The sequence below is a fragment of the Sporosarcina sp. P29 genome (assembly GCF_002743265.1).
In the GTDB taxonomy this organism is placed as follows: Bacteria; Bacillota; Bacilli; order Bacillales_A; family Planococcaceae; genus Sporosarcina.
In genome coordinates this window covers 1-17,929 of the sequence record NZ_PDYX01000002.1, presented here as the reverse complement: position 1 = coordinate 17,929, position 17,929 = coordinate 1, and the positions used below count along the sequence as shown (strand labels likewise).

16 protein-coding genes are annotated in these 17,929 nt (G+C 43.7%); 15 read left to right on the top strand and 1 reads right to left on the bottom strand.

Annotation, left to right across the window (positions count from 1 at the left end; genetic code table 11):
* Positions 1 to 299: 299 nt before the first annotated feature.
* The 7 genes from CSV68_RS01935 to CSV68_RS01905 all read left to right on the top strand — a co-directional run bounded on the left by CSV68_RS01935 (position 300) and on the right by CSV68_RS01905 (position 8,611).
* Positions 300 to 719 carry a hypothetical protein gene (locus CSV68_RS01935; RefSeq protein WP_099661364.1) on the top strand — a complete coding sequence of 140 codons (420 nt, stop codon included), beginning with the start codon at positions 300 to 302 and terminating at the stop codon, positions 717 to 719.
* A gap of 531 nt (positions 720 to 1,250) precedes the next feature.
* Positions 1,251 to 2,621, top strand: coding sequence for a PepSY-associated TM helix domain-containing protein (locus CSV68_RS01930; RefSeq protein ID WP_099661363.1), 1,371 nt, complete (start codon positions 1,251 to 1,253; stop codon positions 2,619 to 2,621).
* A 409-nt stretch (positions 2,622 to 3,030) separates the two neighbouring features.
* Positions 3,031 to 3,864 carry a squalene/phytoene synthase family protein gene (locus tag CSV68_RS01925; RefSeq protein WP_099661362.1) on the top strand — a complete coding sequence of 278 codons (834 nt, stop codon included), beginning with the start codon at positions 3,031 to 3,033 and terminating at the stop codon, positions 3,862 to 3,864.
* 22 nt (positions 3,865 to 3,886) lie between these two features.
* Positions 3,887 to 5,650: a LytS/YhcK type 5TM receptor domain-containing protein gene (locus CSV68_RS01920; RefSeq protein WP_099661361.1), complete on the top strand. Its 1,764-nt coding sequence runs from the start codon at positions 3,887 to 3,889 to the stop codon at positions 5,648 to 5,650.
* On the top strand, positions 5,616 to 6,347 hold the full coding sequence (locus CSV68_RS01915) for a LytR/AlgR family response regulator transcription factor (RefSeq protein ID WP_099661360.1): 732 nt from the start codon (positions 5,616 to 5,618) through the stop codon (positions 6,345 to 6,347). The genes CSV68_RS01920 and CSV68_RS01915 overlap by 35 nt, the downstream gene beginning before the upstream one ends.
* A gap of 137 nt (positions 6,348 to 6,484) precedes the next feature.
* Positions 6,485 to 7,939, top strand: a complete 1,455-nt coding sequence (locus CSV68_RS01910; RefSeq protein ID WP_099633478.1) for a carbon starvation CstA family protein — start codon at positions 6,485 to 6,487, stop codon at positions 7,937 to 7,939.
* Between the two features lie 216 nt (positions 7,940 to 8,155).
* Complete coding sequence (locus tag CSV68_RS01905) at positions 8,156 to 8,611, top strand: helix-turn-helix transcriptional regulator (protein WP_099633477.1); 456 nt, start codon at positions 8,156 to 8,158, stop codon at positions 8,609 to 8,611.
* 52 nt (positions 8,612 to 8,663) lie between these two features.
* Here CSV68_RS01905 and CSV68_RS01900 read toward each other — a convergent pair whose 3' ends face one another.
* Positions 8,664 to 9,443: an NRDE family protein gene (locus tag CSV68_RS01900; RefSeq protein ID WP_099633476.1), complete on the bottom strand. Its 780-nt coding sequence runs from the start codon at positions 9,441 to 9,443 to the stop codon at positions 8,664 to 8,666.
* Between the two features lie 219 nt (positions 9,444 to 9,662).
* On the opposite strand from CSV68_RS01900, the gene CSV68_RS01895 reads away from it, so the two are divergent.
* From CSV68_RS01895 to CSV68_RS01860, 8 genes are all read left to right on the top strand, one after another.
* Positions 9,663 to 10,415, top strand: coding sequence for a DUF2087 domain-containing protein (locus CSV68_RS01895; protein WP_099633475.1), 753 nt, complete (start codon positions 9,663 to 9,665; stop codon positions 10,413 to 10,415).
* A gap of 80 nt (positions 10,416 to 10,495) precedes the next feature.
* Positions 10,496 to 10,909, top strand: a complete 414-nt coding sequence (locus CSV68_RS01890) for a pyridoxamine 5'-phosphate oxidase family protein (protein WP_099633474.1) — start codon at positions 10,496 to 10,498, stop codon at positions 10,907 to 10,909.
* 201 nt (positions 10,910 to 11,110) lie between these two features.
* Positions 11,111 to 12,361: a Y-family DNA polymerase gene (locus CSV68_RS01885; protein ID WP_099633473.1), complete on the top strand. Its 1,251-nt coding sequence runs from the start codon at positions 11,111 to 11,113 to the stop codon at positions 12,359 to 12,361.
* 173 nt (positions 12,362 to 12,534) lie between these two features.
* On the top strand, positions 12,535 to 14,295 hold the full coding sequence (locus CSV68_RS01880; protein WP_099633472.1) for an ABC transporter ATP-binding protein: 1,761 nt from the start codon (positions 12,535 to 12,537) through the stop codon (positions 14,293 to 14,295).
* Complete coding sequence (locus tag CSV68_RS01875; RefSeq protein WP_099633471.1) at positions 14,288 to 16,060, top strand: ABC transporter ATP-binding protein; 1,773 nt, start codon at positions 14,288 to 14,290, stop codon at positions 16,058 to 16,060. Before CSV68_RS01880 ends, CSV68_RS01875 begins: the two co-directional genes overlap by 8 nt.
* Positions 16,061 to 16,191: 131 nt before the next feature.
* On the top strand, positions 16,192 to 16,902 hold the full coding sequence (locus CSV68_RS01870; RefSeq protein WP_099633470.1) for a cytochrome c biogenesis CcdA family protein: 711 nt from the start codon (positions 16,192 to 16,194) through the stop codon (positions 16,900 to 16,902).
* 31 nt (positions 16,903 to 16,933) lie between these two features.
* On the top strand, positions 16,934 to 17,263 hold the full coding sequence (locus CSV68_RS01865; RefSeq protein WP_099633469.1) for a thioredoxin family protein: 330 nt from the start codon (positions 16,934 to 16,936) through the stop codon (positions 17,261 to 17,263).
* The gene (locus CSV68_RS01860) at positions 17,256 to 17,768 is read left to right on the top strand and encodes a CcdC family protein (RefSeq protein ID WP_099661359.1); all 513 of its coding nucleotides are present in this window, start codon (positions 17,256 to 17,258) and stop codon (positions 17,766 to 17,768) included. The genes CSV68_RS01865 and CSV68_RS01860 overlap by 8 nt, the downstream gene beginning before the upstream one ends.
* Positions 17,769 to 17,929 lie beyond the last annotated feature (161 nt).

The following is a 17,929-nucleotide window of genomic DNA, read 5'->3' as shown; positions in this document are numbered from 1 at the left end:
TATTTTTAAGAATCAATATTTCCAAGTGGGTGAAGTCAAAGAGTAATCTAGTAAAAACCATCGATCGAGAGTATCGATACATATATCCTATCGAAACGGTCCGACCTACGTCTCAAAAATGTAAAAGCGTGTCCTCTAGGTAACTTACTAACCTAGAGGACACGCCCTTTTATATGAAACTATATAATTGAAAGGAATCTACTATCATTTACAGACACTACACAAGAGATCAATCAAACGTCAAAACAATTCGTCCGTTAATTTGCCCTTTGACCATTCAACAACATCAAATGGAACTAATGAAAGACGAGTTAAAGGAAGTAGTGACTCAATATAATGAATTGCAACAACGTGACAAAAGGAGATTTATACCTAAGTGGCACGCGCTTCATAATGGACCACGCAGCATCAACCAGTTAGCAAAGGTAGTGGCGGATGAAAACGATGGAGATCAAGATCTTCTAGCACGTGTATACAGCGTGTTGTCAGTCGATACACTTAATTATATGGAGCTAAATAGCAGCGCAACAGTGGATGATTTTTTTACGATCAAACCAGTCAAGTCCATCTTTAATCAACAGGAAGGCGAATACAACTTTGCTGAGACTAGAGCGCTACTGACTCGCGCCATTATGAAATACACGAAACGGATTAATTCGGAGTATGAGGATCGATTACAAGAATTCGCTTTTTATATTAGTCCGTATTTACCGGAATAATATATTTTTTATCAGATATAAGTAGAAATGATACATGTGGAATGAAATAGTTAATGTTTCTTTCCTTTTAGTGCGCCAACATTTAACATATTCACGAATCTCAGAACATGATCAATCGCCTCTAAGAAAAATATAAACAATTCAATTTCGCCTTCAAAAAACACATCCATATCGAATTCCTAAAATCAAAGTCCTCATATCTATAGCTTTCACTTCCTCACCCATTTACTCCTTTTAAATAACCTCTTTACTTTCTACCCCTTGTTTAAAAAGTATTCAAATTAGAAAAAGAATCTGCTTACTATTAATAATGGAGTCCTTGATACTGAATAGTAGAAAATGAAAAAGTTCTCTAATTCATTCATAGTTCATATCTTCATGGTTTACTTACAAAAGCTTATATGCAATTGATAACGCTTTCGTTCACTTCATTCTTTAAAAAGGCCCATATTGTTGGAGGTATAGTGATCCAAAACGAGATCAATTGCGTTAGCTATAAAATGATAACTAACTAGATGAGGAGGGGACACAATGAAAAAAGGTACATACAATCGTTTTTGGAGATGGCACTTCTTTGGTGCTTTGTTCATGGCTCCACTTCTGATTACACTTACGCTGAGTGGAATTGGGTACTTGTTTTACAATGATGTCGAAAAGGTTGCGTACAAGGATCTTTTCTTTGGTAACAGTGAAGAAATATCCCAACTGACGATTGACGAAGGAATTTCACTCGTGAAACAGGAGAACGAAGGATTTGAAGTTTCGAAGGTTATGATTATGGACGAGCCCTATAACACGAGACTCACTCTAAAGTCCGAGTCAGGCGAAGAAAAATACGTATTTTTAGATGATCATAACGAAATAGTCGGCTCTCAAAATCCAAAGTATACGTACGCTAATATTATGAGAAATGTTCATAGTTCGCTCTTTGTTGGTGGAACTGTCGTCAATTACTTAGTTGAATTAGCTGCATGCTGGGCAATCTTTTTATTATTTTCCGGACTGTATATGACATTTAAAAGTCGTGCGCTAAAAAAACCGAAGAAATCAACACATCGACTCCAATTTAAACGGGTTCATGCTTTAATTGGAACAATTATCACTATTCCCATGATCATTCTTATTTTCACAGGGCTTCCCTGGTCCGCATTCATGGGGAATTTCATCTATACTGCCTCCCAAGAACATCCTTCTATTGGAACGCCGTTGCTACAACAACAGCCACCTACTTCTGATATGAGTGAGATTCCTTGGGCAACTCGTAAAGAAGAAGCCCCTTCATCCGAAAAACCAGATCCACACGCGAATCACGGTGGAAATGGAGATATGTCAGGAATGGACATGGGCCATAATGGGATTGCTGTTGAAGAATTGATGGAAATAGTACAGGGCGAAAAGATTTCAACACCGTATTCGATCGTATATCCATTTTCTGAAGATAGTGTGTTCACGGTATCGAAAGGAAGTAACACCGGTGTAACAGGGTTAGATGTACATCCTGCTGAAGAAATGACTTCATATTTTGATCAATACAGCGGCAATTTGATTTCCAAAGTAGGCTATGACGAGTATGGTATCTTAGCGAAATGGTTCACATGGGGAATTCCGTTGCACGAGGGTCATCTGTTTGGCTTGCCGAATAAAATTATTAATTTAATCGTGTGTCTGGCATTTTTATTCCTGATTTTCTACGGGTTCAAGATGTGGTTGTTACGCAAGAGAAAAGGAAATATTTCGGCACCGCCTAAGACGACGAGTAAAATTTCGATAGGGTTTGTTGTGCTTATGGTGTTTTTAGGTGTCATCATGCCACTGTTCGGGATTTCATTGTTGGTTGTACTTTCAATTGAAGGGATTTTGTATTTGGTTCGTCGTGCGAGAGATGATACGCGGACTGAGTAATTGTTAAAATAGAAGAGCTACCTAGAAAGTCCGTACGTTGACATTAGGTAGCTTTTTTATAGGATCTGTTTCGTCGCAGTCAGAGAACTACTACTTGAACAGTTACCTAAACGTCCATCCAGTGAAGTGAAGTGGAAGGCGGCGACTCAGGGAGGATCAGCCCGATCAGGTGAAACAACTAAAAAGAGCACCGCGACTAGTTCGGGCCCTCCCGAACGCGTCCGCCTGGAACGCAACGAAACAGCGCCAACCCATTCTCATTCAGCAATCTTAGGCACAATCGTCACACAACCTACTTGCTTTTCCTCCCCCAACACCTTTCCAGTCGCACCCCAAACCCAATCAATGCTATAATAAACCCATTCTATATAATCACAACCTGTGCAAAGATTGATGGAGGGAACCTTATATGAAAACCGAAGCGAAATTACAAAAAGAAGCAATGAAAGTCTTAAAAGAGACAAGCCGTACATTCTACATACCGATTAAATTACTTGAACCAAACGTTCGCGAAGCCGTTGCGTCTGCATACCTGTGTATGCGTGCAATCGATGAAATTGAAGATCATGAACAACTGGACGTGTCGATCGTTATCGACTTGCTGAACAAAGTAAGCGATATTCTAGACCGCGGAATCGCAACAGGTGAATCGATGGCGTCTGCACTGGACGAGTTATTCGCACCATACCGTGATCAGTTGCCTGAAGTGACGTTGCGCTTAGCTGACTGGGTAGAGTTCTGTCCGGAAACGGCACGTAATAAAGTACTTGAATCGACTGCGATCATGGGTCGCGGCATGGCGGAGTGGGCAGGTAAGGACTGGGTGATCGAGACGCGTGAAGATCTCGATGACTATACGTATTATGTCGCTGGATTAGTGGGCGTGATGCTTGCGGATATTTGGCGCTGGTATGATGGTACGGAGACGGATCGAGACCTAGCGATTGGTTTTGGTCGCGGGTTGCAGTCTGTTAATATTCTACGTAACTATAAGGAAGACGCGGTGCGTGACGTGAACTTCTTCCCGAACGACTGGAAGCTGCCGGAAATGTTTGCCTATGCAGAAGAGAACTTGGCGTTAGCGGATGCGTACATTGAAGATATCCATACGAAGACGATTTTGAACTTCTGTAATATTCCGTTGGCTTTGGCGCATAGTACACTGGATGCGCTAAAAGAAGGGCGTGAGAAGATGACACGCTTGGAAGTTGTGTCTGTCGTCAACAAAGCGATACAAAAGTAATCTCTGAGAACGGAGGAAAGCGATGCTAGATTTACTGATCATCATGTTCGAACGGGTCGGAATGATTGTGGCGGTCGCTTTCCTTCTGACTCGTTTTCGGTTTTTCCAAAATATGATCCATCAAGATGTATTGAATCGTCGGCAAGAGCTGACGGCGATACTCTTTTTTGGATTGTTCGGGATTTTCGGAACGTATTTTGGTGTGGCACTAGATATGCAGACGTTTCATTTTGAAAATATGTCATGGCAACTCGATACTGATGAGGCAATTGCGAATTCCCGTGTAATCGGGGTTGTTGTTGCAGGTTTGCTCGGTGGCTATCGACTCGGAATCGGTGCTGGACTTATCGCTGGGATTCATCGGATGTCTTTAGGGGGATTCACGGCTATTTCGTGTGGGATTTCCACTATTATTTCTGGTGTTCTTGCAGGTTACTTCTATAAGAAAGGCAAGCACATCAGTCCGCTTTTGGCATTTGCGATTGGTGCAGCTGCGGAAGCGTTGCAAATGTTGCTCATTGTCGTTATTGCAGAGCCGTTTGAGAAAGCGTTTGCATTGGTACAAGCGATTGGCTTACCGATGATTTTAGCAAACGGTATTGGGACTGCCTTATTCATGCTGATTGCGTATAATGTCATCAGTGATCAAGATAAAATGACGGCGTTACAAGCGCAAAAAACATTGCGTATTGCGGATCAGACACTGGGTTATTTACGGACAGGCATGCGAAAAGATACGGCCACCGCGGTGTGCGGTATCCTCCTAGACGAGTTGCAACCAGGTGCTGTCGCGATGACGGATAAAACGGATATTCTTGCGTTTGTCGGATCCAAAGGGACGGTTATGGAAGGTTCGATCCAGACGGATTTAACGCGTCAAGTGATTCGAGAAGGTCGGCTCATAGTCACAGACTCTGTCATGCATGAACATCCGAGTGTATCGGCATCAGGGGCTATTGTTATTGCGCCACTTAAAACACGCGGTGAAACGATTGGAACGTTGAAACTATTCTATCCTTCGCGTAAAGCGATTACCGATGTCACGATTGAATTAATTGCGGGACTCGCAGAATTACTCAGCAATCAACTGGAAATTGCCGAGGCAGATCATGCTTATCAACTAGCGAAGGAAGCGGAAATCCAGGCATTGCAAGCGCAAATTAGTCCACATTTCCTGTTTAATTCGATGAATATTATTATTTCATTGATCCGAACGAATCCGGACGAAGCGCGTAAATTGCTGTCATCGCTGTCCTTTTTCTTACGTCAGAATCTCGAAGGCACGACGGCGAAGATGGTTACGTTACAGCAAGAACTTGCACACGTCGAAGCGTATTTGATGATCGAAGAAGCGCGTTTTATTGATAAGCTAAAGATTTGTATCGATGTGGATCCGAGCATCCTGCAAGAGAAGATTCCGCCACTGACGTTGCAACCCATCGTGGAAAATGCAATTACGCACGGTATTAAAGAGTTGGACGCGAATGCAAGCGTTCATATTTCGATACATGAACTAGGCGATGATATTCATATTATAGTGGAGGACAACGGCACGGGAATTGTTCCTGAGCGGCTCGCTATGCTCGGACAGGATCAAGTCGAGTCTGAAAAAGGTACTGGGCTTGGCCTGTATAATGTCAATCGACGCTTGAAGATGACGTTTGATGAAAATTCGGGACTGGCAATAGAAAGTACACCGAATGAAGGAACGAAGATTTCATTCCATATTCCGAAATCGGAGGTGAACGGATATGACGGAAACGATTCGCGCATTGGTCGTGGATGATGAAAGGTATGCGCGCGAAGAGATGATTTATTTGCTTGGACAATTTGAACGAGTGAAAGTTGTCGGAGAGGCGGATTCCGGGGAGTCGGCAATTATCAAGGCGATGCAACTACAGCCGGATGTCGTGTTCCTCGATATTGAAATGCCGAAAGTTGATGGCATGGAAGTGGCAAAGACGCTAGGTGCACTGAAAAAAGTACCGTTAATTATCTTCGCCACTGCCTACCCGCAATTCGCGGCACAAGCGTTCCGTGTTCATGCGATGGACTATTTACTGAAGCCGTATGATGAAGAGCAACTGCGGCAGACGATCGAACGTGTAGAACAGTTGCTGCAACGGGCTCAACCTGAAACGTCGCCGAAACGAATGGATCGATTACCAGTAGAAACAGAAGGTGAAATCCACTATATTCCAATCGGTGATATTCTTTACGTACACCGAGAAGAGAAATGGACGAAGGTCGTGACACCTACGCGCGATTACGAAACGCGTATGACATTAAAAGAACTAGAAAGTAGATTGACACATTCGTCGTTCTTCCGGATTCATAAAAGCATTCTCGTGAACCTCGTGCACGTCAGTAGTTTGACGCCTTGGTTCAATGGAGCCTATCAACTAGAAGTCGATGAGCGGCCGGAGAAACTGGCAGTTAGCCGAAATTATGTCAAAGAATTACGTCAACGCCTTGAAGGATAAAGCATCTCGTAACATGTTAATCTCTCGGAGTGCATCTTACTTCGCGATTCTGACATGTTACGAGATTTTGTCATAGTTCGGACATCTTTCTATTATAGTTGATGTAAGCGTTATCACTATAAGGGAGGGAAAAAGCATTGATTACATTTTTATTTTCTATCGTCTTATTAATAGTCGGATATTTTACGTATGGTAAGTACATCGTCAAAATGTTCGGCGTGAAGGAAGAGCGTGCGACACCAGCGTATACAAGCGCAGATGGAGTCGACTACGTGCCAATGAGCACTAGCAAGAACTCATTGATTCAATTACTAAATATCGCAGGAGTTGGCCCGATTTTCGGCCCGATTATGGGAGCGTTATACGGACCGGTCGCATTTATCTGGATTGTCGTTGGTGCCATTTTCGCAGGTGCTGTACACGATTATCTGACAGGTATGATCTCCATCCGAAACCGCGGAGCCCACTTGCCTGAACTAGCAGGAAAATTCTTAGGTAAAGCGATGAAACATATCGTCAATGCGTTTGCATTATTATTACTCGTCTTGGTCGGTACGGTATTCGTTTCGGCACCCGCAGGACTGCTCTACAACCTAATGAATGGTTGGATGGCAATGGGAATTATCTTAGCACTTATTTTCCTTTATTATATTTTGGCAACACTATTACCGATCGATAAGATCATCGGTCGTTTCTATCCAATCTTCGGTGCACTACTTGTGATCAGTGCAGTCGGTATCGGTGGCATGATGGTGTTCAAAGGTGTTCCAATTCCGGAATTAACATTTGCGAACTTACATCCAGATAATATTCCAATCTTCCCGTTATTATTCTTAACGATCTCATGTGGAGCGCTATCCGGTTTCCATGCGACACAGTCCCCGATTATTTCCCGGACAACGAAGAATGAAAGCCAAGGTCGCAAAATTTTCTACGGTATGATGATTGCAGAAGCTATTATTGCGATGATCTGGGCAGCAGCTGGTATGGCGTTGTTCAACGGAGTGACATTGAGTGAATTGCTTGCAGCTGGCGGACCAGCAGTTATTGTGAGCGAAGTATCCATGACAATGCTTGGTGCTGTCGGAGGAACACTTGCGGTGATCGGCGTCATCATCTTACCGATCACATCAGGCGACACAGCATTCCGTAGTGCCCGCATGATTATCGCGGACTACATTAAGTATCCGCAAGCGAAAATCATGAGTCGTCTATGGATCGCACTTCCGATGTTTGCTATATCAATCGCGTTAACTCAAATAGACTTCAACATTCTATGGCGTTACTTCTCCTGGGCGAATCAGTCGACGGCTGTCATTGCGTTATTCGTAGGTGCGATGTATCTCTTCATTGCCGGTAAGAACTACTGGGTTGCACTCATACCCGGAACGTTCATGCTGATGGCTACGACGACCTATATACTAAACGCAGCCATTGGATTCGGATTACCAATGAATGTCTCTTTAATCGGAGCGACTGTCATCTCAATCTTCCTAGTAGCTTTGTTCTTCAACGCGGCAGTGAAAGCACGAGCTGCACAAATTCCGCTAGAGGAAGATATTACAAACTGGGATTCTACAAGAACGATTTAAAACGATCTATTTACTACCTGTTGAGCTTCGGTTCAGCAGGTTTTTTCTATGGAGATTTATATAGGGATTCTAGTTGTGATACACTACTTATAGAGAGAAAAGCTGATTTACACGAATGAAGAAAAAACACACAATAAACAACTATTTTACAAGTTAAATAACTTTAGTAACTAATAGTGTAATTATACACTATTAGTGCAAAGGAGGAATAAAGTAGTGAATAAGCAGACGGTTATTGACTTAGTGTCGCCCCGCTTGAAGTTAATTCGAACAGAGATGGACTATACGCAAGATCAAATGGCGGAGATTATAGGTATCTCAAAGAAGACTTTAGTGCAACTGGAGAAAGGTCGCCAGGAAATTGGTTGGGCTACTGCGGTAGTAGTTTGCGCGCTGTTTCGTGAGAGTGCTTTGTTGCGCTCGGTCATGGGAGAAGATCCAATCGAATTAGCTGAAATGGCAGTACATACAGAGATTCATTCGCGGGAAACTGCAGCGAGTGCGTCGATTAATTGGTGGACGGAGATCGGGCAATGGCAGCAATATAAGTTGCAACAACATACCGCAGGTGGGCATTACCGTATTATTGGAGCGGAGAATAAGCGTTTATTCAGTACGGGAGACCGTGAAAAAGCCTTGGCTGAATTCAAAAAATATATGGACATGTTATAACTATTATATGGAAATAATGTATGAAAAACAGAAAAAAGCCGGCTGTACTCTTTTAAGAGTGAGCCGGCTTTTCGATGTGGAAAGAGAATTTCTGTGCGATAGTACATATGCTTTTTTCGTATGTGCGCTCTTCGAATTCCACTTGATCTTCACTATCTATTGTCAGTACTGTTGTGCAACGCGTGCCATAGTCTTTTGACGCGATAAATATTGAAGACAGCAAACTCTCAAGATCCTCACCTACACCTGTGTCAGGCAACTGTTCGGTTGGAAACCGTTCCGCTCGTTGCATCATATCGAATAAGACATCGGGGTCGATCGTCTCCGTTTGTTCTAAGTACTCTGCCAGTAAGGCTTTCGTTTTATCCACTTTTGGCCAAGGAGTATTTAGAAATGCATTACTCAGTCCGTGTGTTCCGTGACTTAGCTGTTGGATAGATTGCTCGATGTTCGAGTAGTAATACATCTCCTGAGCTGACCCGGCAAGCACATTGCAACCAGCATAATCCTCTCGGTTCGTATGCAACTGTTCCATGAATATTTGTGCAGACTGCTCTGATTGTAAATAGGAAGAGACGATATGACCGCGTGACAGTGTGCCGGTTTGCGGTAGTGAGAAGTCGCGATAATTCGTCAACGCAGCGACTTTTCCTTGTTTGTTAACGCCGAGCCACGTGCCCATTTGTTCGAGATCACGTCCTGCTAAAATATCCGGATGATCACTCCAGAAGTCGGCTGGCGCCGCTGGACGTCCGTATGCTTCATCACGGTTCGCCATCATAACAAGTTGATACTTCGGATGGCTTTGCAATTGAAATGCCAGTAAACACATAATGTCACCCCGTTTGTGTATGTATGAAAGTAGTGTATCACGTGCAATTTTGTTTGGCGACTGTATGGATAGCGCTCTAAGAAAGACCGCAAACAAAATCAGATATTGTTTGTTGCACTATTGAAGTCATAGAACGTACGGGGTATCATATAATATATTGAACAAACGAATATACATTTTGTTTGTTGTGACCAAAAATGTACTAGGAGTGTGAGATATATGGAATTTACAGAAACGTTCTGGGATGCTTCATTAACAGAATTAAAGCAAGGCTATATAGAAAGCTCTACATCGTATGATTGTTTATTATGTGGTAAACAGATTGAAAAAGGTGTGATTTATCCGTACGAAAATGCGTTGTATGAAGCAGAGCGATTTATGCACGTGCATATCGAACATTCGCATCAATCAGTGTTTGCGTATTTGCTTGAACTTGATAAGAAATGGTCGGGCATTACGGATCATCAAGGTGATTTGTTGCGTTTATTCTATCAAGGAAAAAGCGATAAGGATATACAAGAAGAACTGGAGATCGGCAGTGCGACGACTGTGCGGCATCATCGCTTTGCGCTAAAAGAGAAAGAACGTCAGGCGAAAGTATTTCTTGCGATGATGGAGTTATTGAAGGAACGCGAGTCGTACACACAGGCGTTTATTCCGCCACATAAAGCATCTCAGCTTTTCCATGATGATTATTTGGTTGCCGAGGATGAGCAGCAAGCGATATTGCGCACGTTTTTCCCTGAAGGAACAGATGGCCAGCTAAAAGAAATGCCGGCGACAGAAAAACAGCGACGGATTATTGTCCAGGAAATTAGTAAACGCTTTGACGGGGACATTTCGTACAGTAAACATGAAATGAATGATCGACTTTCGGAAATCCATGAAGATTTCATTACACTTCGGAATTATTTAACGGAATACGGATATTTTGGTCAAACCCGCAATGGCAGTCAATATTGGCTGAAATGAGTTATCTACACGAAACGTATCAGGTTTAGAAATCGCGGTGGTGGGAAGACTAGGAGTAATCGCGAAAGGAGCGGAAGTAAATGACTGCAAAAGATACAGTGATTAAAATTTTGAACGAGAGTATGACGGGCACGATGGCAACGGTGGACAACAATAAACCGTACAGCCGGTATATGACATTCATGAGTGATGGTTTGACTTTGTATACACCAACGAATAAAAAAACGGAAAAGGTGGATGAGCTCGAAGACAATCCTCACACGCATATTCTGCTTGGCTATGAAGGTGAAGGATTCGGTGACGCGTTCGTCGAGTATTCCGGCCGTGTCACAATTTCCGATGACGAAAGCTTGAAAGAGAAAATCTGGAACGATCATATGAAAGCATGGTTTGATGGTCCTGAAGATCCGAACTTGGTTATTTTGAAAATCGAACCAGAAGCGATTCGTTTAATGAATAAATCAGGCCAACCTCCTGAAGATATTTCCCTGTAAATAATTACTATACTATAAAAGTATACCTGAATAGCATATCCCGAAAGTGAGAGGTCACACTCTGATTTTCGGGATATTTTTGTCTAGTTAGAGAATTCACCAAAAATATACGCAAATCCCGCGAATTTCCATTGCTTGAACGCAATAAATGGGGGTATACTACTCATAAGAACACTTGTTCTTATGAGAGGTGAATGCCATATGAAACCATTACCGAATAGAAAAATTGCCTGTCTTGATATGCGCAGCTTCTACGCGAGTTGCGCCGCAGCAATGGAAGGACTCGATGTAATGGAAGTGCCGATTGCGATTGTCGGCAATATCGAAAGAAAAGGCGGAGTCGTACTAGCTGCTTCGCCGCCACTAAAAAAACGATTTGGTGTGACGACAGGCATGCGTCTGTATGAGATTCCGGACGATCCAAGCATTCGTTTAATTGAACCGAAAATGCAGTTTTACATCGATGTGTCGATGGAATTGACGAAGTTGTTGAACCGCTATGTGCCAAAAGAAGCGATTCATGTGTACAGTATCGATGAAAGCTTTGTCGATTTTACGGGTACCGAAAAACTGTGGGGTCCTCTTGAGACGTTGATTTTCCGCATTCAGGATGAGTTGTACCGGCAATTCGAGTTGCGTTCGGCGTGTGGAGTTGGGCCGAATATGTTGCTATCGAAGCTTGCGCTAGATCTTGAAGCGAAGAAAACGGGAATCGCGCACTGGACGTATGAGGATGTGCCGGCGAAGTTATGGCCTGTTGCCCCGCTTCATAAAATGTGGGGGATTGGCAAGCGAGTGGAACGAACGCTTGAAGATATGGGCATTTATTCGGTCGGTGATCTCGCGCACACGCCACTTGAAAATTTGGAGAAGAAGTTCGGTGTGATGGGCAATCAACTGTATTATCATGCGCACGGTATCGATTATTCCGACCTCGGCTCGGTATTGATCGAGGGGCAAGTGAGTTACGGCAAAGGTCAGACGTTGTTGCGCGATTATACGACGACTGACGAAGTGTTGGCCGTGTTGCTTGAGATGTGTGAGGATACAGCGATGCGCGCGCGGCTTGCCAAAAAGAAAGGGCGCACGATTACGTTATCGTTCGGTTATTCAAAGCACGCGCTAGGTGGCGGTTTCAATCGTCAAAAAACGTTGCCGGAAGCGACGAATGAAACGATGGCGATTTATCGCGTTTGCCTGGAGCTGTTTGAAACGTTCCATGACGGGCGTCCCGTGCGCCATATTTCCGTCAACTTGTCGAATCTCGAAGAACATGACAGCTTTCAACTTAGTTTATTTGAACCAATGAACTGGAAGCAACAGAAAATTGGTCAGGTAATGGATGAAATTCGTGTGAAGTATGGATCCGCTGCGATTCTTCGCGCGGTTTCCGTTACGCCAGGCGGTACGGCGTATAGAAGGAATCAATTAATCGGTGGCCATTATAAATAAAATTAAGTCGAATCAAGTCGTATGATCTCGCTAGTATAGAGAGGATTTATTTCAAATACTGAAATATCCCAGTTCCGTAACTTTCGATATGCTAGAAGTTTTGCTAAACTCAAATAGCAAGCACTATAAAAAACACTGCAAGAGAAGTGATGCAGAATAAAGGAGGAAAGCCAGTGAAAGTGTTACTGGATTTACGCTGGTTTTTTTCTGAAAGAAAAAAACAATACAGCATAGGGATCACGGCCCTGATGATTGTCGCGTTACTGCAACTGGCACCGCCGAAAATTATCGGTTTTATTGTCGATGCGGTCGCGAAAGATGAATTGACCGCGGAGATGCTAACACGCTGGATGCTTATTCTAGTAGTGGCGGGAGTCTTGATGTATGTCTTGCGCTATATTTGGCGCGTGATGATCTTTGGCTCATCAGTATACCTTGCACGTGTCATGAGAGAGCGTCTGTTTACGCATTTCACGCGCATGTCGCCATCATTTTATCAGCGACGACGTGTTGGAGATTTAATGGCACATGCAACGAATGATATCAATGCGGTGCAACAAACGGCGGGATCAGGAATTCTGACACTTTTCGATTCGATTTCGACAGGTGGTTTCGTCATCTTGATGATGGCGTTTTCGATTAGTTGGAAATTAACGCTGATCGCTCTTGTGCCAATTCCGGTGATGATTATCCTGACGAGTTATTATGGACGGTTATTACGTAATCGATTCCGTGTAGCGCAGGAAGCATTCTCCGATTTGAACGACAAAGCGCAAGAGAGTATTTCAGGTATTAAAGTGCTGAAGACGTTTGGCCAGCAAAAAGAAGATGTCGAATCGTTCACGAAACGTTCGGAACAAGTCGTTAAGGAGAATATGCGCGTAGCGAAAGTGGATGCGTTGTTCGATCCGACGATTGCAGGGATATTTGCGATCTCATATGTCCTATCCTTTTATTTCGGTACACGCTTCATTTTATCAGGTGAGTTGTCGATCGGGGATTTGGTCGCGTTTACTTCCTATTTAGGACTGTTAACATGGCCGATGTTGGCAATTGGTTTCCTATTCAATATTGTGGAACGAGGAAATGCGTCGTACAGCCGAATTCAAGATTTACTTTCGGTTGAGCAAGGCATTCAAGATCGTCCAAATGCGGTGAGTCAATTACCGCAAGGAGATATTGTCTTCGATATCGATACGTTCAAGTTCCCAGACGATCAGCGGGCATCGTTGCGTAATTTACACTTTACGATCAAGCAAGGTGAGACACTTGGCGTCATCGGCAAGACCGGTTCAGGGAAAACCGCAATTCTCAAGTTATTAATGCGAGAATTCGAAGGGTATACAGGAACGATTACGTATGGTGGCATTCCGATCACGCGGTATAAGAAAGAATGTTTACGCCAAGCAATCGGCTATGTGCCACAAGACCATTTCTTGTTCTCGACGACACTCGGTGAAAATATTGCCTTTACGAACCCGAAGATTGATCCAGAGAAAATTGTGGCGGCTGCGAAATCCGCGCATATTCACGAGGACATTCTGACATTTGAAGAAGGCTACGAGACGATGGTTGGAGAACGTGGCGTATCATTATCCGGTGGTCAGCGTCAGCGTGTGTCGATTGCACGTGCGTTGCTTATGGATCCTGAGCTTTTATTGCTGGATGATTCATTATCCGCCGTCGATGCTCGGACAGAAGAAGCGATTCTTCGTTCATTGAAAGAAGAAAGAACGGGTAAGACGACTATCATTACGTCGCACCGCTTAAGTGCGATCCAGCACGCTCATCAGATTATCGTTCTTGATGAAGGTGAAGTCGTTGAAATTGGCGACCATGAAAGTTTAATCGCACAAAACGGAATATATAAAGAAATGTACGATCTGCAACAGCTAGAGTCGATCGTAGAGCAAGGAGGCGGCGCAGATGAATAACAAACAGAAGATGTCCGCCAGGGATCAGTTCAAAACATTCATGAGGCTAGCGAAATACGTCTTGCCGATGAAGAAAAGTGCACTGATTGCGACTCTATTATTGCTGTTGACGGTAACATCGACGATTCTTGGACCTCTAGTGATCCAACGATTCCTCGATGACTATGTCGTACCTCTAAACTTCCCAGCGAAAGAAGTATGGATTATTGCACTGATCTACATCGGACTACAACTCGTCAATATTGTCGGGTCGTATTTCCAAACATTGCGATTCCAAGAGCTCGCACTCGCGATCATCCAGCAAATCCGTATCGATGCGTTCTCGAAAGTTCAGAAGCTTGGACTGCGGTACTTCGATCAGACACCAGCTGGCGGAATCGTTTCACGTGTAACGAATGATACCGAATCAATCAAGGAAATGTTCGTCAGTGTGGCGGTTACGTTCATGCAGGCGATCTTCGGAATTGTCGGCGTCTACATTGCGCTCTTTACGCTAGACGGAAAACTCGCGCTCTATACGCTGATCCTGTTGCCGCTATTCCTCATTCTTGTATCGGTCTACCGCTATTACAGTGCAGACTTCTATCAAGATATCCGAGAACGGCTCAGTCAGTTGAATGCGAAAATCTCCGAGTCCTTATCCGGTATGGGCATGATTCAAGCCTTTCGCCAGGAGAAACGCTTGTCTGACGAGTTCATTGAAGTCAATGAAGGACATTACCGCGTCGGACTGCGAAATATTCGTTTTGACAGCTTGATGCTTGGGCCATTCATCGATTTAATGTATGCCTTATCCATCGTGGCGGTACTTAGTTATTTCGGAACGGCATCTCTTACATCAGTCGTTGATGTCGGGATTATCTATGCGTTTACTACGTTACTGAGACGTCTATTCCAGCCGATCAATCAAGTGATGCAACGCTTGTCGATGTTCCAACAAGCAATCGTATCTGCATCACGAGTATTCGCGCTGATCGATAATCCGGAAATTGAACCGGAACAAAAAGCCGCGTCTACACAAGAGATACAAGAAGGTACGATCGAATTCCGTAATGTGACGTTCAGTTACGACGGCAAAAATGATGTACTAAAAGACATTTCCTTTACCGCGAATGCAGGCGAAACGGTTGCACTTGTCGGTCATACAGGAAGTGGGAAGAGTTCGATTATCAATCTATTCATGCGTTTCTATGAATACGAGCGCGGTGACATCTTCATTGATGGAGTATCGCTAAAGGACTATCCAATAGAAGAACTGCGCAAGAAAGTAGGACTCGTCTTGCAAGATCCGTTCATGTTTTACGGTGATATTGCAAGCAATATCCGTCTGCATAACGAAGAGTTGACAGATGAAGATGTGCGAGAAGCCGCAGAGTTCGTCCAAGCCAATCACTTTATTGAAGAGTTGCCGAACGGTTATGAACAAAAAGTGACGGAACGTGGGTCGACACTATCAAGTGGTCAGCGTCAATTAATCGCGTTCGCACGGACGATTGCGATGAACCCGAAAGTTCTTGTGCTCGACGAAGCGACAGCGAATATTGATACGGAAACGGAAGTTGCAATCCAGAAAAGTTTAGAGAAGATGCGCGAAGGCCGTACGACGATTGCGATCGCACACCGTCTAAGTACAATCGCGGATGCCGAATTAATTCTCGTGCTCCACCACGGCGAAATCGTTGAACGTGGGACACACGCAGAATTGCTTGCGCAAAAGGGCTTGTACTACACGATGTATGAATTGCAGAACGGTACGCAAGGGTAAAGTTTATGTGATTGTCAAAAAGATTTCACAATCAAATGAAGCGTAATCTAGCCTCTTGTTTGGTACGATAGAGTGGGAATGTTGGCGCTTGCCGGCATTCTACTTGTCCTACTGTTAAAGGAGGAATTTTGTTGGGGACGGATGTTAATATTTTCTTTGCGTTTGGAGCAGGTTTCCTGAGTTTTATTTCTCCATGCGTACTGCCACTATACCCGGCCTTTATATCGTATATCACCGGCATGTCACTGGATGAACTTGGAGATAAGAAAAAAGGAATGAACCGTGCTGGCATGTTGCACACGCTGTTCTTCTTACTTGGATTCTCGATTGTATTCATTATTTTAGGATTCAGTACATCCTTTATCGGATCCATCTTCTTGCAATATCAAGATTTGATTCGTCAGCTAGGTGCCATTTTCATCATCATCTTCGGACTGATGACGATTGGATTATTTAAACCAGAATTTCTAATGCAAGAGAAAAAGCTGCAATTTAAAAATCGTCCCGCGGGTTACTTTGGTACGGCACTGATTGGTCTAGCGTTTTCCGCTGGATGGCAGCCATGTATGGGACCGATCATCGGTGCCATCATTTATCTCGCCGCGACGAACCCAGCATCTAGTATGTTGTATATGATGCTTTATGTACTTGGTTTCGCGATTCCATTCTTCTTCTTGTCATTCTTCATTACAAGAATTGGCTGGATCCGCAAACACAGTATGAAGATTACGAAAGTAGGCGGCTACTTGATGATCGTGTTCGGTATAATACTATTCTTTAACGGAATGGTCTATTTCACAAGTTGGCTTAGCCCGATTTTTGGCGATTTCCAAGGCTTTTAATGTAAGCTGGTGAGCAGAAAAGAGGTGTATGATGAAAGAAATTACTTCTTTTGACGAGTGGCAACATGTATTGAATGAGACGCCGCAGTTTCTGTTGTTCGTGAAGACGAATAACTGCTCCGTTTGCGAAGGACTTTATCCGCAAGTGGCGGCACTCGAAGGCGATTATCCGTTTGATTTCTACCGCGTGAACGCAGCGGAAGTTCCGGAAATGGCTGGACAATTGTCCCTCTTTACAGCGCCGGTTGTCTTATTATTTAACGAACAGAAAGAGTTGACGCGTTTCGCGCGGATTGTTCCAATGAATGATCTGAAGAAACGCCTAGATGAGTTGGTGCAGTGGGGGAACGCAGATGCATAAGATACAAGAACTGATAGATTATGTCTTCACAAGTATTCCTTCCATTTACTTAATCATCGGTTCGACGGTAATTTTCGTCGTGATGACGACAATCGTCTACACGATGCGAGCGAAGGCGTCGAATAAGCCGATTCTGGCGAAAAAGATCATCTTACCGCCATTGTTCATGTCGACGGGGATGTTGATGTTCTTATTCGACGAGTTCCGTGTACCGTGGACGCAAGTACTCGAGGCGAGTCTCGTGGGGATCATATTTTCTGCGTTTTTAATTTATACGACAACGTTCGAGATTAAGAACGACAGGATTTATATGAAGAAGTCGAAGGCGTTTCTGGTCATCTTGCTCGGCTTGCTAATCATTCGCATGGTCGGCAAAATCGTCCTCAGTAACACTATAGACGTCGGAGAGCTCGGCGGCATGTTCTTCATCCTCGCGTTCTCGATGATCTTGCCGTGGCGAATCGGTATGTTGATGAAGTATAAGAAGCTTGAGAAGAGTATGTAGGAAAGAAGTCGTCCTTGTGACGGCTTCTTTTTTGGTTCTATAATAAATGTTGGGGTTCTCAAACAATTGAACAAAAAAATGCACGTGATCACCAATTTCTTTTATACTTGAATTGTCGAGAAACAAGTCAAAGAGAAAGGTGATACGTGCATATGAATTTT